At 36.4% G+C, this 19,914-nt stretch carries 19 protein-coding genes; all 19 read right to left on the reverse strand.

Annotated elements, in window-relative coordinates:
* Window positions 1-6: 6 nt before the first annotated feature.
* Complete coding sequence (locus tag A9G07_RS11215; RefSeq protein WP_065561835.1) at window positions 7-960, reverse strand: beta-ketoacyl-ACP synthase III; 954 nt, start codon at window positions 958-960, stop codon at window positions 7-9.
* A gap of 4 nt (window positions 961-964) precedes the next feature.
* Entirely contained in the window at window positions 965-2,011 is a 1,047-nt protein-coding gene (gene plsX, locus A9G07_RS11220) for a phosphate acyltransferase PlsX (protein ID WP_081303428.1), read from the reverse strand.
* Between the two features lie 33 nt (window positions 2,012-2,044).
* Window positions 2,045-2,212: a 50S ribosomal protein L32 gene (gene rpmF, locus A9G07_RS11225; protein WP_025316508.1), complete on the reverse strand. Its 168-nt coding sequence runs from the start codon at window positions 2,210-2,212 to the stop codon at window positions 2,045-2,047.
* A 4-nt stretch (window positions 2,213-2,216) separates the two neighbouring features.
* Entirely contained in the window at window positions 2,217-2,726 is a 510-nt protein-coding gene (yceD, locus tag A9G07_RS11230) for a 23S rRNA accumulation protein YceD (RefSeq protein WP_065561834.1), read from the reverse strand.
* Between the two features lie 296 nt (window positions 2,727-3,022).
* A complete protein-coding gene (locus tag A9G07_RS11235; RefSeq protein ID WP_065735199.1) occupies window positions 3,023-4,942 on the reverse strand; it encodes a BglG family transcription antiterminator in 1,920 nt (639 codons plus the stop codon).
* 3 nt (window positions 4,943-4,945) lie between these two features.
* Window positions 4,946-5,686: a 2-dehydro-3-deoxy-phosphogluconate aldolase gene (gene dagF / locus A9G07_RS11240; protein WP_065735200.1), complete on the reverse strand. Its 741-nt coding sequence runs from the start codon at window positions 5,684-5,686 to the stop codon at window positions 4,946-4,948.
* Complete coding sequence (locus A9G07_RS11245; protein ID WP_065735201.1) at window positions 5,686-6,825, reverse strand: DgaE family pyridoxal phosphate-dependent ammonia lyase; 1,140 nt, start codon at window positions 6,823-6,825, stop codon at window positions 5,686-5,688. The genes dagF and A9G07_RS11245 overlap by 1 nt, the downstream gene beginning before the upstream one ends.
* Complete coding sequence (locus A9G07_RS11250; RefSeq protein ID WP_065735202.1) at window positions 6,803-7,939, reverse strand: amidohydrolase/deacetylase family metallohydrolase; 1,137 nt, start codon at window positions 7,937-7,939, stop codon at window positions 6,803-6,805. Before A9G07_RS11250 ends, A9G07_RS11245 begins: the two co-directional genes overlap by 23 nt.
* A 49-nt stretch (window positions 7,940-7,988) precedes the next feature.
* Window positions 7,989-8,642 (reverse strand): DUF4310 family protein, encoded by a 654-nt coding sequence (locus A9G07_RS11255; RefSeq protein WP_065561829.1) that lies wholly within the window; start codon window positions 8,640-8,642, stop codon window positions 7,989-7,991.
* 18 nt (window positions 8,643-8,660) lie between these two features.
* Window positions 8,661-9,413, reverse strand: coding sequence for a DUF4311 domain-containing protein (locus tag A9G07_RS11260; RefSeq protein ID WP_065735203.1), 753 nt, complete (start codon window positions 9,411-9,413; stop codon window positions 8,661-8,663).
* 15 nt (window positions 9,414-9,428) lie between these two features.
* On the reverse strand, window positions 9,429-9,725 hold the full coding sequence (locus tag A9G07_RS11265) for a DUF4312 family protein (protein ID WP_065561827.1): 297 nt from the start codon (window positions 9,723-9,725) through the stop codon (window positions 9,429-9,431).
* A 13-nt stretch (window positions 9,726-9,738) separates the two neighbouring features.
* Window positions 9,739-10,107 (reverse strand): SFCGS family glycine-rich protein, encoded by a 369-nt coding sequence (locus A9G07_RS11270; RefSeq protein ID WP_065735204.1) that lies wholly within the window; start codon window positions 10,105-10,107, stop codon window positions 9,739-9,741.
* A 45-nt stretch (window positions 10,108-10,152) separates the two neighbouring features.
* Window positions 10,153-10,482 (reverse strand): PRD domain-containing protein, encoded by a 330-nt coding sequence (locus tag A9G07_RS11275; RefSeq protein WP_065561825.1) that lies wholly within the window; start codon window positions 10,480-10,482, stop codon window positions 10,153-10,155.
* 321 nt (window positions 10,483-10,803) lie between these two features.
* Window positions 10,804-11,712: a TPM domain-containing protein gene (locus tag A9G07_RS11280; RefSeq protein ID WP_065735205.1), complete on the reverse strand. Its 909-nt coding sequence runs from the start codon at window positions 11,710-11,712 to the stop codon at window positions 10,804-10,806.
* A 103-nt stretch (window positions 11,713-11,815) separates the two neighbouring features.
* Window positions 11,816-12,724, reverse strand: a complete 909-nt coding sequence (locus A9G07_RS11285; RefSeq protein ID WP_065735206.1) for a TPM domain-containing protein — start codon at window positions 12,722-12,724, stop codon at window positions 11,816-11,818.
* Between the two features lie 181 nt (window positions 12,725-12,905).
* Window positions 12,906-13,832 carry a TPM domain-containing protein gene (locus A9G07_RS11290; RefSeq protein WP_081303429.1) on the reverse strand — a complete coding sequence of 309 codons (927 nt, stop codon included), beginning with the start codon at window positions 13,830-13,832 and terminating at the stop codon, window positions 12,906-12,908.
* Window positions 13,833-14,202: 370 nt separating this feature from the next.
* Window positions 14,203-14,799, reverse strand: coding sequence for a LemA family protein (locus A9G07_RS11295; protein ID WP_065561819.1), 597 nt, complete (start codon window positions 14,797-14,799; stop codon window positions 14,203-14,205).
* A gap of 436 nt (window positions 14,800-15,235) precedes the next feature.
* Window positions 15,236-15,547: an antibiotic biosynthesis monooxygenase family protein gene (locus tag A9G07_RS11300; RefSeq protein WP_065735208.1), complete on the reverse strand. Its 312-nt coding sequence runs from the start codon at window positions 15,545-15,547 to the stop codon at window positions 15,236-15,238.
* An 80-nt stretch (window positions 15,548-15,627) separates the two neighbouring features.
* Window positions 15,628-19,845, reverse strand: coding sequence for a DNA-directed RNA polymerase subunit beta' (gene rpoC / locus A9G07_RS11305; RefSeq protein ID WP_065561817.1), 4,218 nt, complete (start codon window positions 19,843-19,845; stop codon window positions 15,628-15,630).
* Window positions 19,846-19,914: the final 69 nt, after the last annotated feature.

A 19,914-nucleotide genomic window follows, 5' to 3' on the forward strand; every position in this document is an offset into this window, starting at 1 on the left:
TATAAATTAAAATTTAACGAGTGCAGAGCCCCAAACGAAACCACCGCCGAAAGCTTCTAACAATATTAACTGCCCTCGTTTAATACGGCCATCTCGCACACCTGCATCTAAAGCGCAAGGTACCGATGCAGCAGAAGTATTACCTTGTTTATCAAGCGTCACAATAACCTTACTCATATCCATATCAAGACGTTTAGCCGTAGCTGAAATAATTCGTAAATTAGCTTGATGAGGAACTAACCAATCTAAATCTGATTTATTAAATGCATTCTCGGATAATAGCTCATCGACTAAATTTGAAAGTTCTTTGACTGCAATTTTAAATACTTCATTGCCATGCATTGTCATATAAACTGGATCATTAAGTGAACGACGATCGACATATGGATATTTTAACAATTCACCATAACGACCATCAGCATGAAGATGAGAAGCAATAATTCCTGGTTCTTGTGAAGCACCCACTACAACAGCTCCTGCACCATCACCAAAAATAATAATTGTCCCGCGATCACTTGGATCAACACCACGAGTTAACATATCTGAGCCAACCACTAAGGCATATTTAATTGCACCACTCTTCACATATTTATCCGCAATATCAAGCGCATAAATAAACCCTGAACAAGCAGCTGATACATCAAATGCAATTACATCACCCAGATCCAATTTGGCCTGTAATTCAGTAGCTGAACTTGGAAAAGCATTAACCGATGTTGCTGTTGCAACAATAATCAAACCAATCTCTTGTTTATCGATTTTCGCCATTTCAATCGCATTAATCGCCGCTTCATAAGCCATACTAGTAACGGTTTCATCGGGTGCAGCAATGCGTCTTTCTTTAATACCAGTACGGGTAGTTATCCATTCATCACTAGTATCGACCATCTTTTCAAGATCGGCATTGGTTCTTATTTGTTTTGGAAGATAGCTTCCTGTTCCTAATATCTTTGTATACATCTAATTATTCGCTCTTAGGTAGTGCAGAAGAAAGACTATTGGCAATCTTCTCAGGTATATTCGTTTCGATAGCTAAAATAGCTTGCTCAATTGCTGCAAAAAATGATTTTTGATTGGCACTACCGTGACTTTTAATCACAATACTTTGAAGTCCAAGTAAACAGGCACCATTATATCGTCCAGGATCTAAATAACCAAAATTTTTTACTATTTTTCGTTGAAGCCATTTACTCAAAAATTTCATAATTAATGAGTTTTGCCCTAATAGCATTTTAAATGATGACATGAAAATTTTGATTAATCCTTCTACTGTTTTGAGCGTCACATTACCAACAAAACCATCACAAACAAGCACATCAGTTTTACCGGTCAACAGCTCATTGCCTTCTAAATAACCGATATAATTAATTTGATCATTGGCTTTCAAAATAGACGCCGCGGCACGAATTTTATCTAGCCCCTTAATATCTTCTTCACCAATATTAAGCAGAGCAACGCGCGGATTTTTAATATGAAGGACTGATTTTGCTAGTATTTCGCCCATTATGGCAAACTGCACTAGCATATCACTATCGCATTCTGCATTAGCACCTAAATCAAGCACAACAGTATTTTGGTTATTTAACGCAGGAATGGTGGCAACTAATGCCGGGCGATCGATACCAGTTAAAGAATGCAACAACAGCTTAGATAGCCCCATCAACGCACCAGTATTACCGGAACTGACGCAAGCCTGAGCCTTACTACTTTTCACTAACTCTAATGCAATCCTCATTGAGGAACCTTGGCTATGCCTAATTGCATATGATGGTTTCATATCGTTAGCGATGATCGCAGTAGATTCAGTTAACATCAAACGACCATTTTCTTGATATTGAGTAACCAGCTTTGCATTTTCTTTAGACAAAAAAAAGCCAACTTCCTTTAAATCACCGACAAGAAAGATAGAAAGGTTTGGATAATGGTGTAATGCTTGAATTGCAGCAGGAACAACAATACGAGGACCGAAGTCCCCGCTCATAGCATCTAACGCAATGGTTAGATTATCCAAAATGTCACCTGAAGATTTCTAGTTACTAAATAATTATTTAGAAATCACTTTACGACCGCGATAATAACCATCAGCGGTTACGTGATGACGTAAATGTGTTTTACCTGATTCATCAACTGAGATATTAGCAACAGTTAATGCATCATGAGAACGACGCATACCACGTTTTGCACGAGTTTTACGATTCTGTTGAACAGCCATGGATTTACCCCTTATTCTTTAAACTAACTAAAATTGCAAATGGATTTGGTTTTTCATTCTCCGCTGGAATTTCACCAAATACCATATCTGCCTCTGACACTTCGCAGTGTTTACTATCATGCACCGGCGCAATTGGTAATGAGAGAATAATTTCGTCCTCAATTAACGCTAATATATCTACTTCACCAAACTCGTTAACTAAAACGGGTTCATAATGTTCCGGTAATGCCTCTGCTTGAGCATCGCTCTTAACAGGGCTGAATTTATTCATCACATGGACTTCAGTGATAAAAGGTTTAAAACAACGCTGACAAATCAACTCAAGCGTCATTTTTGCATCAATGGTGATAACGCAAAGTCTTTGTTCATCATAATCAAAAGATAGATGACATTCGATATCACTTTTTGGACTTTCAATCCTCGTTGCACTTTTTGCTGGATAATATCCAACATAATCAAGTCTTTTTTGTGCTGCTTTGATTGGGTCAATTGTTAATGGTAATTTATTTTGCATAAGATATGCATGTCTACCTTAAAAATTATTAAGTGCAGCTAAAAACCACACAAAGCCATAAGGCGCGCATATTACCTTTAAATCACTGTTTCGTCAATGGGTAAGCACAAGATAATTTGTTTTCATTATTAATTATTCCTTTAATATTTATCATTTTTATTTCCTGACATTAGTATTAGAAAAAAAAGTTGAGGAGCGGGGTTTTTTAATATCCAAAATCGTTATTTATTTGATCATTGAAATTCTATTCACTTAATAGAAATCGCTTTCCCAATTTCAAATTTAAAGCAAATTAATTATGATAGCCGCCCAAAACTATCTTTTACTATGGCTTGAAAATCATCGAAATTTCGACTATTTAGTAACCGCTTAGTTGATCTTTCTTTAACAAAATTAACCACTAAATTATAGATTCGCATCGCATCTTCATATTCATCTTTACTGATTGCTAATAAGAAAATGACATGCGCAATCTCATTTTTATTCCATTCAATACCTTGAGGAGCCAAAATAGTTGTTACCACTGTCTTTTTAGCCAACAACCCTACTGAATGGGGAATAGCAATATTTTCACCAATTAAGGTTGATACAATATTCTCTCGCTCCACTACCGATGGATGAAAATCTGATCCAACATATCCTGATTTCTCAAGGCGCTGACAAATTATCTGAAACAGTTCATTTTGTGTCATTGGCTTATCAATAATTAGGAAAAACTTTTCATTAAAAAAGCGCTCAATAATATATGGCATTGTGCGATCTACCATAGACAATCGCCCTAATTGTTCAAGTTGATAAGGTGTTGGAAATGGCGCTATTTTTACTATTTGCTTATCTTTTTCGGTCAAGCGAACGGTAGAGACAACAAAATCTTCCTCAATATGAGTTAACTGCTCGTATTCTCGATAAGAAAGCGTTCGTTTAATTAAAATATGAGGGAAATCTCGTTTAATCTTTGATTCAATCATACGCAAGGTGGCATTACCTAATTCACTAACGAGTAAAATTTGCACTAATCTTTCATATCCAGCACTATAGTTACGCTCTAATGCGACGCCTATATGAATTGCTAAATAACTAATTTCATCTTCAGTCATTTTAACATCAGTAAATTTATGAATATTCGCTAATGCTGATAAAGTAATATCATAGGCAAAAGGGTAATATTGCTTAATTTCATGTAGTAATGGATTGGAAGTATGAATTTTATACTTGATCCGAGATAGCATCGATGAAATATGGATTAACATATCTTGGCGAAGTTTCATGTCATCTTTCAAATTATAGTGATAAGAATCATTGATATAAGACAAGATATGTTCAAATAACTCTAGACTTTTAGCTTGATTAGGTGATTGCATAATAGTGCGCGACATAATCTGCACACATAAATAATTAAATTCAGCATCTGAAAGTGCACTGCCTAAAAAATAAGAAAAGCCTTCAGAGACCTCTCGTGCAGCTCCAATTACTGTAGAATCAATATGATCCACTTGATAGTCCAATAATTCATGACCTTGCGTAATTCTAGTTATCGAGACTGCACAACAATAGAGCAAATACCCTTGCCCTTCCGAAGTTAATTTCAATTCAAAACGTTCAAACTGGTCTTGTAATAGGCTTTCAAGATACTCTAAATCAATATCAGGCAATATTGCCTGTATTAAACGATTAACATTGATAGTATCGCCCGTTATATGGTGTTGCCATAAAATATCAGTTAAACAAGCTCGGATAGCTGATTCCTCTCCGACTAATCGCATACCAGAATAAGGACGATTATCGAGCGATAAATGGTATTTGTCTAAATACTGCTTAACTTCAATAACATCATTTTGCAATGTATTACGGCTTAAAAACCATTCACCAGCAATATCATCCAATTTTACAGATTTAGATTGTGTTAAAAATGCAATAAGTAAGGCGGAAACACGTTCTTTATTAGTGCGAGGAACCCGTTCCATTTGCTGAACGATGGGTATTGTTGCATAAAGGTTAGAATCAACTATTACAAGGCGATAACCAATATTTTTAATATAATCAACCTGCGCACCATAAGTTTGTAACACATCATTTAAAGCAGAAATATCCGAACGAATAGTTCTTATCGATACTGAAAAACGATTTGCTAGCTCTTTTTGAGGTAGCAATTCATTTTTTATCGTATCAAAAATATAAGCTAATCGTTGATAAGGGAATAGCAATTTAGATGCCATTACTCATCCTGCTAATTTTTGCGTAATAGCTAAAAGTTGTTTAACATCTTCAGTTCTTGTCGCACCAGTTTCTTTATCAATAATTGACGTATAAATATGTGGAATCACTTTTTTTACACCTGCATCTAAAGCAATTTTCAAAATGGCTTCATAATTGTCTAAATCTATTCCCCCTGTAGGTTCTAGATAAAAATCATATTCAGCACAGCATTTAGCTACATATTCATATTCATCTACATGTTTTAAACCACCCATAGGAAAATATTTTATAGAGCTCCCTCCCATATCTTTTAATAACGCAATAGCGGTTTCAACAGGTACGATTGCAGCGGGTGATTTTGAACTTAATGGTCCGGTTGCGATATTAACCAAGCCCACTTTACCTGTTGGTGACACAAGTCCATTGATCACGGTTTCTTTTTGCCCTAATAAAGCGCGACTAGTTCCTACTCCAGTAAAAACTTGATTGACATGTTGAGGCTGAAGAACAGCTGATATTTGAGACACCATGTTAGATTGATTTGGATCACCCGCGCCAAGGCCAACTGAAATTGCATTATCAATGGCTAAAGCATATTTTTTCATATCAGTGATTGCTTGATCATTATCTGGATAGTTTTTTGATAAGACGCCAACAACAACATAAGTTTGAGCGGCTTCATAAATAGCACGCGCATTATCAATTGAATTGGCTAGTACATTCAAACAGACACGGTCATTAAAATAATTTGGTGTTAATTGCATTATTTTACTCCTTGGATAATTTTTTTAATTTTGTTATAGATAATATCAAGCTGTTCGGCAGTGACACTGCGAACATCTGCATCTACTTTGCCTTCATTGGCCTTATATTCCCTAAAATAGACTGCAACTTCACCTTGCTTCATCAGCTCAATCATTTCAATTGCTGTTTTACCAATAACTTTTGAATCAAATGATATTTCGGCTCGAGCAATATCGCGCCCTGCTCCATCCCAAACAACTTTTGCTGATATGCCATCAATTGAATTTAATTTTTCAATAAATGGTGTCATTTTAGAAACCATTTCTTGTCCAGTTTCTTGTTTTGGATCATTAATATATAATTCAATAGCCTTTGTTAAACCTAAAATACCTTCTTTCCCCACTTTCATTGGTCTTCCAATACCTTGGGACTGAAGTTTAAGCCACTCAATTGCTTGATGACGACCAATGACTAATCCACTAGTCGGCCCTTCAATAGCTTTTGCACCACTATAGATAACTAAATCCGCACCTTGTTGATAATAGGCTTGTAAATCCTCTTCTGCAGCGGCATCAACAATTAAAGGAATATTATATTTTTTGGCAATCGTGGCGGTTTGAGCTACGGATAACATACTTTTTTGCACGCAATGGTGTGATTTAACATATAAAATAGCTGCAGTATCAGGATTAACTAGTGATTCAATATGCTCTGGTTTACACTCATTCGCATACCCCGCCTCAACGACAAGCCCACCACCCAAAGACACCATCGTACCGATAGGAGCACCAAAATTAACGTTATGTCCTTTGGGAACGATAATTTCACGAGGTACATATTTATCAGAACTATGGAGATTAAATAGCAAATCACGATCATCTTTAACAATTAAACCCGCGACAGCTTGCGCAATTCCAGCAGAAGCACATGACACAACTACAGCATTTTCTACATTAAGTAATTTAGCAATGTATTGGCCTGTTTTATCAACAAGATCTTTTATTTCAAAATATTCATTTAAGCCATGAGATACGGTATCTACCACTTCTGCTCTAGGGGTTGATACACCTAAAATAGTCATTCGCCCGGAAGCATTAATCACTTTTTTCAAATGGTATTTACTGTATATTTCTTTTTCAGTTTGAGATTCTGAGCTCATTTTCACTACCTTCTTGTATTATTTCAATAATATTATTAATGATAGAAGCCAAAGGAACAAACTGCTCATGACATTCACGCACATCACCTTCTGAATCAGTAAACAAAACAGTCTGCTTTCTTACATCAAAAATAGTCAAATCAGCATCATAGCCAATTGCTATTTCTCCTTTGTTTTTTAAATGCAATATTTGTGCCGCATTTTTCGTCACACTATCTATAATTCTAGTTTTGCTATAACCTAAACAAATAAATTTACTCATGACATTAGCCAAGCTAAATACTGGGCCTTGTAAGCGATTTTTAGAATAAATATCAGAACTGATAGTGTTAGGATAAACATCTAAACATTTAGCGCGCTCGGCAACAGCAAAACTAAAACTTTCACCGCCATGACCAATATCTAAAATGACGCCACGCTCAATAGCGCGTTTAATTGAATCTCGCAGATTATTTTGTTTATCGAATATTTGATTTGGTTTACCATTAAAACAGTGAGTAATAATGTCGCCTTTAGTTAATAAATCTGCAATTTCATCAAGTTCAGGAGGATTATTACCAACATGAATCATCAGTGGTAAACCAGTCTTTTTCTGCATCTCTTTTGCTTTGATTAATGGTAAAACACCATTGTCACCAACAACGCTACGGCTCATCCTAACTTTTATTCCAATAATAAAATGAGGATATTTAGCGAGTGATTTGTCAAATAACGCAGCATCAACATCTTGCATATCAGCAAGCTCATTTTGCCTTATTAAGCCAATTTTTGAGATATTTAAAAAAGAATAAACATGAGCTTTAGCTTGCATAGCTAAATCATAAAACTCATCAATATCTAGGGCACCAACACTGCCGGCGTCAACAACTGTCGTCACCCCAGCCTTAACACCAATTAGATCGGGTTCATCATGATATATAGGTGAGCGTGCAAAGCAGTGAGTGTGAGAATCGATCCAACCAGCACTGATATAGTGTTGACTTTTTAGATCCAACACCCGTTCAGATGGGGCTGTTATATCCTTGCCAATTTCAACAATTTTGCCATGGTTAATAGCGATATCAGTTACTGAATCATTAATAAGTTTGGCATTTTTTATAATTAAGTCATACATAATTTAATCCAACCCCTCCACCATGTTATAAATAGAGGGGAACATGACGTTATATAATTGGGAAGATACCACCAAAGATCATGGCACCCAAGATTGCACCACCAGTAATAGGTTTTTTCCACACATAAAATAGTAGTGCACCAAGCAGTGAACCTATACCGATTGGAATAGAAGCAACCATAGCTGATAAAATAATCATTGGACCAAGAAATCTACCTGAAGCATTCCCCGCGCCCATCATGACATCAGCCCCAAAGGTTGAGCCACCGCCACTGTTAACGGTAAATTTACGTATCAGGATGATAATTAAGCCTATTGCTAAACCGAGAATTAAACCTGTTACTAATGCCACAAAAAAATTCTCAATTGGCAATGTATAGCCACCAGCTAATAACAGCGCAGGTACCCCTAAACCAATACCGGTTTGTAGTGCACCGCCGATATCAAGGATACCAACTAGCGATCCTTCAATAACACGTGCAAATAAAAAGCTCGCCCCAAAAGCTGCTACAGCGCCATAGTCGCCCGTTGTCATTCCTGATTTAAGCATTGCAACAAAGGCAATTTCATTAAAAGCGCCAATACCATATACATAGAAAGTATGCGTCCCAGCAAAAATACCAGCAGAAAGTAATCCACAAAGAATAGGGAAAGACCAATCTGCATACCAAAAACTTTTATTAATGGTTGTTTGAGTATTCATAATGTGTTGTTCCCTATATTATTTAAACCAATAAGACAAACCATCTCGAAATGAATTTATCATCTTCATATCAAAACCACGGAAATATCCGCTCATGACAAATAAGATGATTACTGCAACAAGCATGATTTTCATTACTCGATTCCAACCACTGTCATCTACACCTTTGCCAATCAAGATTCCCAGAACTAATCCTGGCACTGCATTTCCCATAATTAATTGGGCAAGGCCACCAAACAATGTCCCCCAAAAACCACTTCTTCGACCAGCATCTAAGGCAGCTAACCAGAAAATAACTGGCATCACTGTAGCCACAAGCAAATTCGCAGCTGGAACTAGGACTTTTGTTGCAGTAATTTTTAATGAATCAGGAATAACTGATGTCGTTGTATTTAAAAATAACACAACAATCACACCGATAAATGCGCAAGCAAACGCCATTTTCTTAGGATCATGTAGCGTTTGAGCTAAATTTCGGTTCTTTATCATCAATAATGCAGCGCCCCAGTTTGGGATAATACGATGATCAACATCTTGCGTGAATGAACCCGCAGCAACTGATGAAGCCCATGCATTAAAAAAGAATCCTAAACCAAATGAAAAGTGAGCAGCTGGATCACCCTCACATGAATTGAGCTCACCTAGGGTACGAAATGCCCCCATACCTTGATAGGTTGGAGCATGAAACATTCGAGCGGCACCCGCTCCTACTCCAAATCCACACAGTCCACCAATTACAATAGACTTTAACGCTATAATTAGAATTTCCATGACTTTCCTTTTACGTTATTTAGAGATAAATTTAATATCGCTTAGATCGATAAACGTAACATTTACTGATACATCAAGAGTGATGTCATAAAATGCTTTTTTTCTAGGTAAAAAGATAAATAAAAAACGTTCTGTAGTTATCTTTTCTGTAGCAGAAACAACACTAATATCTAGGGGTTCAATTCGTAACATTACATTATTCGTATTTTTAAGCACCTGTTTCTGCACTTGGCTTAAGGCTATGGCAAATGCACGCTGCTTTGAATCCCCTTGCCCGGTTACTCTTACTTGTATCTGCTCAGTTTTTTTCATATTTCAAACCTATTTAAGAACGAGGGTATTTTTTTAAAAATGCTTGGGCGATACGCTGACCAAGCTCTACCGTATCCATAAAACCAAAACCAAGCACTTTACAACCATCATTAATGGCAGTTTCACCTTCTTCAATCGAACGCATACCATGTCGTTGTGAATAACCATACTTATTTTGGGCTGTTATCGCACCCGCGCCACCACTTCCACAAAACGAAAGCCCTAAATCCGCATTCTCTTGATTCATCACATCACCTAATTTCATATCGGCGGCCATACCTGGTATAACAATTGCGCGACATCCATCAATAGAATTGATTCCTTCTGCAATTTTTTGTCCTTTTCCCATTCTATCGCCGATTACGATGACTAATTCAGCCATAATTGTTCTCCTATTAATTATCGTTTTTTATATCTAGTAACTTGTTTAGTTGGCCATGGCCACCTCATAATGAACAGCCAATAAATAAACCTCTTCCATTGGAAGATTATTGAATAGTTCTACTGTTTTACGCGAAAGAGCTAAAGCTTGCTCTGATAATTCATCAAATATAGTGGGATCGACTTCGGGGAGTTTTTCTAAAGTTTTTGCTCTTTCTACCATCGCTTTAACATGTGATAACAGCATCGCTTTTTGCACATCATTTTGAGTGATTTGATGCTCAGCTAACCAATGATTAATGATTTTTATCGTTTGCTCAGTAACAACTTCGGGATCTAAATCATCTTCGACCATTCGGAATTGTGGCATAGTCATTATTATTCTCTTGTTTATTTATAAGATGACTTAGCCTAAATGAAATAACAATCAATGTGGAGAGAGACTTTTTCCTATTGCAAAAGGAAATTTATTGTCATGATGAGTGAGTTCTGTAACTAACAAGGATTGTCGTGTTGGACAAGTAATTGAGTAAATTGATTTTAAACTTAATCATTAAAAACGATTAAAAACGTCATTAACACCCTAAATTAATATTAAAAAACCCCGTTCCTCAACTTTTTTTATGGTGACCGGGTTTTTTATGTTAAAGCTGAATTTTGTGGAGAAGATATATAACCAAGATCGTTTTATTAAAAATTACCAGCTACCGGAGGCACCACCTCCACCGCTAGAACCTCCACCGCCACCGCTAAAGTCGCCGCTATCGCTAAAACCACCGCTAGAATCACCAAAATCGTCACTTCCTCCGTGACTATTTCCTCCTCCGCCAGCTTCAGGAGTTAAAAAGTTGCTAACCAGAAGGCTGAAAAAAAATACGACAAACATTATAACAAACAGAAAAAATGCTATCTCAAGTATATATTCCACATGCCAAAGAGTGTATCCAGCAACAGATAATGCGTTAAATAAACCAGTACGAAAACATTGTTTGGTTTTATCTTTACGATACAATAATTTGGCAAGTATAAAACAAATAACGAATGACACCAGCGCATAATAAGCAAAGTTTTCTGTAAATAACCGTTCAACCCTGAGGCCTTGTTCATTATCTTCACATTTCGGGGTAGGATTATCGATTTTTTGTTTCAGCACAGATAAGGCATTATCAATACCTTGATAATAGTTATTTTGTCGAAATTCTGGCGCTAATTGCTCACGAATGATTTTACTGGCCACTAAGTCGGTAATAGTTCCTTCAAGCCCATAACCAACCTCAATTCGCATGAGTTTATCATCTTTAACAATAACTAATAAAATACCATTGTCTTGTCCTTTTCGACCGATTTTCCATTGAATAAAGACTCTATCTGCGTATTGTTCTACCGTTTCATCATCCAGTTTGGGAATCATTAAAACCGCTATCTGGGCACCATCTGTTCGAGGCTTTTCAAAGCCAATTAGGCTTGATTCTAATGACTCTTTTTGAGAATCGGTTAAAGTTTGAGTCGTGTCGATAACACGATGTGCAAATTCCGGGATGTCTGTTAGCCCATAACAAAACCAACTGAATATTAACAATAAACTACTTAGAAAATATCTTTTCATTATATTTTCTGCCTCATGACTAACAACGCTAAATAAAACTATTATATAGTCAAATCAAAATCTTACTATTAAAACTTAAAGAGTATGATCTTTGTTCATCTCATTACCAACGACCAGATGCACCGCCACCACCACTGTGGCCACCACCGCCGCCGCTAAAGCCGCCGCTATCGCTAAAACCACCGCTAGAATCACCAAAATCGTCACTTCCTCCGCGACTATTTCCTCCTCCGCCAGCTCCGGGAGTTAAAATGCCGCTAGCCATGGTACTTAAACCAAATACGACACACATTATAATAAACATCAAAAATGCTATCTCAAGTATATATTCCACATGCCAAAGAGTGTATCCAGCAACAGATAATGCGTTAAATAAACCAGTACGTAAACATTGTTTGGTTTTATCTTTACGATATAATAATTTGGCAAGTATAAAACAAATAACGAATGACACCAGCGCATAATAAGCAAAGTTTTCTGTAAATAACTGTTCAATCCTAAGGCCTTGTTCATTATCTTCACATTTCGAGGTAGGATTATCGATTTTTTGTTTTAGCACAGATAAGGCATTATCAATACCCTGATAATAGTTATTTTGTCGAAATTGTGGTGCTAATTGCTCACGAATAATTTTACTGGCCACTAAGTCTGTAATAGTTCCTTCAAGCCCATAGCCAACCTCAATTCGCATGAGTTTATCATCTTTAACAATAAGTAATAAAATACCATTGTCTTGTCCTTTTCGACCGATTTTCCATTGAATAAAGACTCTATCTGCGTATTGTTCTACCGTTTCATCATCCAGTTTGGGAATCATTAAAACCGCTATCTGGGCACCATCTGTTCGAGGCTTTTCAAAGCCAATTAGGCTTGATTCTAATGACTCTTTTTGAGAATCGGTTAAAGTTTGAGTCGTGTCGATAACACGATGTGCAAATTCCGGGATGTCTGTTAGCCCATAACAAAACCAACTGAATATTAACAATAAACTACTTAGAAAATATCTTTTCATTGTATTTTTTGCCTTATGATTAACAACGCTAAATAAAATTTTACTTTTTACAACAAACAGTTAATTGCGATCCATTTAATAAAGCGTTTAGACAAGATATCATTGGTTAACTAAAACTAATATATAGCCGAATCATAATATTACTATTAAAACTTAATGAGTATTATCTTTGTTCATCTCATTACCAACGACCAGATGCACCGCCACCACCACTGCGACCGCCGCCTCCGCCGGTTCGGGAACTTCTACTCGAATGGCTATATGAAGATCGGCTGCTACTGCCACTCCCGCTACGACTTCTTCTAGTGCCATTTTTAAAACTGATAGCGATGAATAACAAGTTAGCAACTACATAATTTATACCAAAAATAAAAACGACATCGGTTAGATATAAGTAAGTAAAACCGTGAACACACCAAGTTACAATTAGAATAAATAAACTATTTGATAGTGATGTAATGATAATGCGTTTAAATACATTTTTTTCGAATTTAACCGTGAAGGCTAAACAAACAAAAAAGGAAAACACTTTCCAGCTTTGTTGAATAATCCAGTTAAACAACATATCTAACATTTCACTTAACCCAATTCTATGATTATTCTGGGTTTGTTTCTCTGGATGAATTTCATTACCTATTGTGACATCTTTTAATACCGAAATTGCATCATTAATACCTTGATAATAATTATTTTGCTTAAATTGTGGAGCTAACTGTTCCCGAATGATGTGGCTAGCAACTAAATCAGTAACAATGCCTTCAAGCCCATACCCCACTTCAATACGCATCTGTCGGTCATCTTTTACTACTAACAATAAAATACCATTATCCAGCCCTTTTCTTCCAATTTTCCATTGGTTAAAAACTCTCTGCGCGTACTGCTCTATGGTTTCGTTGTCGAGTTTTGCGATCATCAAAACCGCTATTTGCGCCCCATCAGTTTTCGAGTGTTCAAATTGAATTAGGCTTGATTCTAAAGACTTGACTTGCGATGCACTTAAAGTATTGGTTGTATCAATAATATGACTATTAAAAGCAGGAATTTCAGTCAAACCATAACTAAACCAACTAAGCATTAACAACATACTAAAGAAAACATATTTTTTCATTATATTTTGACCAAAATGACCTGCAATAGAATAATATTATTACTTTTAAAAAACGCATATCAAAAGCTAATCTACTCTATTTTAGGTTTAAGTAGTATAAGACATCAATGGGTAGAAATGACTATTATATAGCCAGATAACAATTTTGCTATTAACATCAGCTTTTTTATCAAGTTTTGCCGTCATGAAAATTTGGCACTATTTATTTTGTATTGGGGAAACTTAATAGAGCTTTATTGTAAAATATTTCTATGAGATCGAGTTGACGTATGGTCATAACTCGATCTTAAAGGAAGAGAATTTCAGTTGATCGATACCAACTGATGATTAACAGCAAACTTAACACTCAATATTTTTTGAGCAATTATGTTTATTGAAAGTTAACTGCGGGTGCATTTGAAATTTCTTTTTCATTATCAACCGTAAATTGCTGTTTAGGTTCTACACCTATAAAGCCAGCAATCCACTTATTTGGTATTTTTCGGATATAAATATTAAACGATTGAACTGCTTGTATATATCGTCCTCTGGCAACTGCGATCCGATTTTCAGTGCCTTCTAACTGGCTCATAAGATCCTGAAAAAGTGAACTGGCTTTAAGATCTGGATAGTTTTCACTGACAGCAATTAAGTGGCTTAAGGCAGTACTTAATTCTGATTGCGCTTGTTGGAATTTAGCAAATAAAGCCGGATCGGTTAGCTGATCAGCGTTGATTTGAATTGAGCCAACTTTACTTCTTGCTTCGGTCACTTGAGTTAACACTTCTTTTTCGTGTGTAGTATAACCTTTAACCGTATTAACTAAACTTGGAGTTAAATCAGCCCGACGCTTATATTGGTTGACAACTTCTGACCATGCAGCTGCTACACCTTCGTCACGAGTTTGGATATCATTGTATCGACTAAAACAAAAAAATGCTCCAACAATAATTAATACCAAAACACATAATAGAAATTTTGATTTCATTGTATATTCCTATAAATAGTTGAATTTATGGATAGCTTAACAAATGAATACATCAAAAAATAGAATTAAAATAAGCTATCTGCGATTTTTAAACACTTATTTATACCTCAAGTTTAAATCTCACTAACAAATTTATACCGATATTTCGATAAAAAGAACAAGCTCTGAAAAAAACAAGGAATGTAAGTTATCAATCTGTGGACTCACTAATATTGAATTGGCTATATTGCAAATTAATATCGCCTTAATCCACACCGTTTAAGATAATTTACTCAATATTATTATAGCCATTTTTATAATGCATGCTATGTATAATCCTAATTTACGCATAAAAAATATACCGCTTATTTTTATTCTTGATCATAAAACTTTTATTAATGATGATTTAGGTAGATTTTACCAATTTATAATAAGCGGTTTATTATTTGATAATTATTTATAATACACTTTCAAAGCATTCTAACTGTGCCGGCTCATAGTAAATATCGTTATTATTTGGTCTATTTCCGGTATTACGATGTGTATGTTTGAATTGTTCTGAGTTTACCCAAGCGTCGAAATCGGCTTTTGATTCCCATTCGGCAAATGATGAAAATAACGTATAATTTTCCTCAGTTTTCCCTTTTAAAAAATAAAAACGATTAAAGCCTTTCATCTCTTTTAAATGGGTATCACGATTACGCCATATTTCAATAAAAGCCTCTTCACTACCTCGTTTTACTTTAAATCGGTTCATGACAATATACATATCAAAACTCCTTTTTTTAAATACACATAAAAAAATAGCACGTGCTTACACGTGCTATTTTAATAACTTAGTCCTACTGACTATTGATTTTCTTCTGCAGAATTGAGTAATTCTGCTAAGTTAGCTGTTGCTTCTTCAGCTGAAACAGTTGGTTGAATTTCATCATCAATAGGCATTGTACGTTTACGCAAACGTTCTTTATGATAAGCATAACCAGTACCAGCTGGAATTAAGCGACCAACAATAACGTTTTCTTTCAAGCCACGAAGCTCATCATTTTTACCAGCAACTGCTGCTTCAGTTAATACGCGAGTCGTTTCTTGGAACGATGCCGCAGAAATAAATGATTCAGTAGTAAGTGATGCTTTAGTAATACCAAGCAGATCATGCAAGTAAACAATTGGCTCTTTACCTTGTGCCTCAAGCTCACGATTAATAATCTTCAAGCGTGAAACTTCAAGTTGTTCGCCGTCAAGTAAACGAGAACCACCCGGATGAATAACTGTCGCTTTACGTAACATCTGACGAACAATAACTTCAATATGTTTATCATTGATTTTTACACCTTGTAAGCGATAAACTTCTTGAACTTCGTTAACGATGTAACGTGTCACTGCATTAACACCACGTAAACGTAAAATGTCATGTGCAGATTCTGGACCGTCAGAAATCACATCACCACGTCCAACTTGTTCGCCTTCAAATACGTTGAGTTGACGCCATTTTGGAATCATCTCTTCATATGGATCACTACCATCTAGTGGAGTGATAATTAAGCGACGTTTACCTTTGGTTTCTTTACCAAACGAGATAATACCATCGATTTCAGCAAGAATTGCTGGCTCTTTAGGTTTACGTGCTTCAAATAAGTCAGCAACGCGTGGTAAACCACCGGTAATATCTTTAGTACCAACCGATGCTTGTGGAATACGTGCAAGTGTATCACCCACATTGATTTCAGCACCATCTTCTAATTGTACTAATGCTTTACCTGGTAAGAAATATTGAGCAAGCATCTCTGTACCTGCAACATAAATATCTTTACCTTTAGCATCAACAATCTTGATTGCTGGACGTAAATCTTTACCAACACCTGTTCGTTCAGCGACATCTAAAATAACAATTGATGATAAACCTGTTAATTCGTCGGTTTGACGGGTGATAGTTTGACCATCAACCATATCAACAAATTTAACAAAGCCTTTCGCTTCAGAGATAACTGGCATGGTATGTGGATCCCAGTTAGCAACTGTTTCACCGGCATCAACCGCTGCACCATTACCTTTAGTTAGAATCGAACCATAAGGAACTTTATAAGTTTCTTTCATTCGACCTAATTCATCGATAATCGTTAATTCAGCATTACGAGATGTAATAACCAGTTTCTTATCTGGGTTAGTTACAAATTTAGCATTAGATAATTTGATGCTACCTTTGTTTTTAACTTGAACACTTGATTCTGCTGCTGCTCGTGATGCCGCACCACCGATATGGAACGTACGCATGGTTAACTGTGTACCAGGCTCACCGATTGATTGAGCAGCGATAACACCGATTGCTTCACCTTTATTTACTAGGTGACCACGGGCTAAGTCACGACCATAACATTTCGCACAAACACCAAAGTCAGTATCACACGAAACAACTGAACGAACTTTAACACTATCGACAGATTCTTCTTCAAGTAAATCACAATAGTTTTCATCAAGTAGTGTATTACGAGGAATTAAAATATCCGCACTACCTGGTTTTAATACATCTTCCGCGGTTACACGACCTAATACACGTTCACGAAGTGGCTCTTTAACATCTCCACCTTCGATAACTGGTGTCATCACTACGCCTTCTAACGTGCCACAGTCATCTTCAATAACGACTAGATCTTGAGCTACGTCAACTAAACGACGAGTTAAGTAACCTGAGTTCGCAGTTTTTAATGCGGTATCGGCAAGACCTTTACGCGCACCATGGGTCGAGATAAAGTACTGAAGAACGTTTAACCCTTCACGGAAGTTTGCCGTAATTGGTGTTTCGATGATTGAACCATCCGGTTTTGCCATCAATCCACGCATACCAGCTAACTGACGAATCTGAGCTGCAGAACCCCGCGCACCAGAGTCGGCCATCATATAGATGCTGTTAAATGAAGATTGAACTTCTTCTTTACCTTCATGATTGATTACTTTTTCAGTTGATAAGTTATCCATCATCGCTTTAGCAACACGTTCATTGGCTGCTGCCCAGATATCGATAACTTTGTTATAGCGTTCACCAGCGGTAACTAAACCTGATTGGAACTGTTCTTGAATTTCAGCAACTTCAATTTCAGCTTCATTAATGATTTGTAATTTTTTAGCTGGAATTTCCATATCATCAATACCAACCGATACACCAGAACGTGCTGCATAAGCAAATCCGGTATACATTACTTGGTCAGCCAAGATAACAGTTTCTTTCATGCCTAGTTGGCGATAACAAATATTTAAAATTCGTGAAATCGCCTTTTTACCAAGTGGTTGATTGATGACAGAGAAGCTCATACCTTTAGGCATAATTAACCATAAGATAGCACGACCAACTGTAGTATCAACCACAGAAGTTGTATCTTCCCACTCACCAATACTATTGCGGTGGCTTTCAGTAATACGTACTTTAACTTTAGCATGTAGCTCAACAAGACCTAAGCGATACAGTTTTTCTGCTTCTTTAGGTCCGGTTAAAATCATACCTTCACCTTTCGCATTAACTTTATCACGAGTCATGTAGTAAAGACCTAATACCACGTCCTGAGAAGGAACAATGATAGGTTCACCACTCGCAGGTGAAAGAATGTTGTTGGTTGACATCATTAACGCACGCGCTTCTAATTGCGCTTCTAACGTTAATGGTACATGAACCGCCATTTGGTCACCATCGAAGTCAGCATTGAATGCCGCACAAACTAATGGATGTAATTGGATCGCTTTACCTTCAATTAGGATAGGTTCAAATGCCTGAATACCTAATCGGTGAAGTGTTGGTGCACGGTTTAGTAATACCGGATGCTCACGAATAACTTCATCTAAGATATCCCAAACAATTGCATCTTCACGTTCAACCATTTTCTTGGCTGCTTTAATGGTAGTTGCATAACCACGACGCTCTAATTTACCGTAAATAAATGGTTTGAATAATTCAAGAGCCATTTTCTTCGGTAAACCACATTGATGTAATCGTAAGTATGGACCTACAGTGATTACTGAACGACCTGAGTAGTCAACACGTTTACCTAATAAGTTTTGACGGAAACGACCTTGCTTACCTTTAATCATATCGGCAAGTGATTTTAATGGACGTTTGTTTGAACCGGTAATTGCACGGCCACGACGACCATTATCAAGTAATGCGTCAACAGATTCTTGTAACATACGTTTTTCGTTACGTACGATAATATCTGGCGCTGCCAAATCTAATAAACGTTTTAAACGATTATTACGGTTAATCACTCGACGATATAGATCGTTCAAATCTGATGTTGCAAAACGTCCGCCATCTAGTGGTACTAATGGACGTAAATCGGGTGGCAACACAGGTAATACGTTTAAGATCATCCATTCTGGTTTATTTTCTGATTGAATGAATGCTTCAATAATCTTAATACGTTTAGTCAGTTTTTTACGCTTAGTTTCAGAATTGGTAGTTTCAAGCTCATCACGTAGTGCTTCACATTCAGCTTGCACATCGATATTACGTAGTAATTCTTGAATTGCTTCGGCACCCATACGAGCATCGAATTCATCACCAAACTCTTCTAACGCATCTAAATATTGTTCTTCTGTTAAAATTTGACCGCGTTCTAAGTTTGTCATTCCGCCGTCAAGAACCATAAATGATTCAAAATAAAGCACACGTTCAATGTCACGAAGTGGCATATCTAATAATAGACCAATACGTGATGGTAATGATTTTAAAAACCAGATATGTGCAGTAGGTGATGCAAGCTCAATATGCCCCATACGCTCACGACGTACTTTGGCTTGAGTAACTTCAACACCACATTTTTCACAGATCACACCACGGTGTTTTAAACGTTTATATTTTCCACATAAACATTCATAATCTTTTACTGGTCCAAAAATACGTGCACAAAACAATCCGTCACGTTCCGGTTTGAACGTACGATAGTTAATTGTTTCAGGTTTTTTAACTTCACCAAAAGACCATGAACGAATCATATCAGGAGAAGCAAGGCCTATCTTGATAGCATCAAAATCTTCAGTTTTAGTTTGTGCTTTTAGAAACTTTAGTAAGTCTTTCACAATTGACTCCTATGGAGTTAAACCAATTAGATAACTTATCATTGCTGATAAGTTATCCCTATAAATAGA

The sequence above is a fragment of the Gilliamella sp. wkB72 genome, from assembly GCF_001693745.1.
GTDB lineage: Bacteria > Pseudomonadota > Gammaproteobacteria > Enterobacterales > Orbaceae > Gilliamella > Gilliamella apicola_E.

Excerpts from the sequence above, each read along its gene's own strand:
- A9G07_RS11215 (WP_065561835.1), bottom strand. The coding sequence starts at position 960 with ATGTATACAAAGATATTAGGAACAGGAAGCTATCTTCCAAAACAAATA.
- rpmF (WP_025316508.1), bottom strand. The coding sequence starts at position 2,212 with ATGGCTGTTCAACAGAATCGTAAAACTCGTGCAAAACGTGGTATGCGT.
- yceD (WP_065561834.1), bottom strand. The coding sequence starts at position 2,726 with ATGCAAAATAAATTACCATTAACAATTGACCCAATCAAAGCAGCACAA.
- A9G07_RS11235 (WP_065735199.1), bottom strand. The coding sequence starts at position 4,942 with ATGGCATCTAAATTGCTATTCCCTTATCAACGATTAGCTTATATTTTT.
- dagF (WP_065735200.1), bottom strand. The coding sequence starts at position 5,686 with ATGCAATTAACACCAAATTATTTTAATGACCGTGTCTGTTTGAATGTA.
- A9G07_RS11245 (WP_065735201.1), bottom strand. The coding sequence starts at position 6,825 with ATGAGCTCAGAATCTCAAACTGAAAAAGAAATATACAGTAAATACCAT.
- A9G07_RS11250 (WP_065735202.1), bottom strand. The coding sequence starts at position 7,939 with ATGTATGACTTAATTATAAAAAATGCCAAACTTATTAATGATTCAGTA.
- A9G07_RS11255 (WP_065561829.1), bottom strand. The coding sequence starts at position 8,642 with ATGAATACTCAAACAACCATTAATAAAAGTTTTTGGTATGCAGATTGG.
- A9G07_RS11260 (WP_065735203.1), bottom strand. The coding sequence starts at position 9,413 with ATGGAAATTCTAATTATAGCGTTAAAGTCTATTGTAATTGGTGGACTG.
- A9G07_RS11265 (WP_065561827.1), bottom strand. The coding sequence starts at position 9,725 with ATGAAAAAAACTGAGCAGATACAAGTAAGAGTAACCGGGCAAGGGGAT.
- A9G07_RS11270 (WP_065735204.1), bottom strand. The coding sequence starts at position 10,107 with ATGGCTGAATTAGTCATCGTAATCGGCGATAGAATGGGAAAAGGACAA.
- A9G07_RS11275 (WP_065561825.1), bottom strand. The coding sequence starts at position 10,482 with ATGACTATGCCACAATTCCGAATGGTCGAAGATGATTTAGATCCCGAA.
- A9G07_RS11280 (WP_065735205.1), bottom strand. The coding sequence starts at position 11,712 with ATGAAAAGATATTTTCTAAGTAGTTTATTGTTAATATTCAGTTGGTTT.
- A9G07_RS11285 (WP_065735206.1), bottom strand. The coding sequence starts at position 12,724 with ATGAAAAGATATTTTCTAAGTAGTTTATTGTTAATATTCAGTTGGTTT.
- A9G07_RS11290 (WP_081303429.1), bottom strand. The coding sequence starts at position 13,832 with ATGAAAAAATATGTTTTCTTTAGTATGTTGTTAATGCTTAGTTGGTTT.
- A9G07_RS11295 (WP_065561819.1), bottom strand. The coding sequence starts at position 14,799 with ATGAAATCAAAATTTCTATTATGTGTTTTGGTATTAATTATTGTTGGA.
- A9G07_RS11300 (WP_065735208.1), bottom strand. The coding sequence starts at position 15,547 with ATGTATATTGTCATGAACCGATTTAAAGTAAAACGAGGTAGTGAAGAG.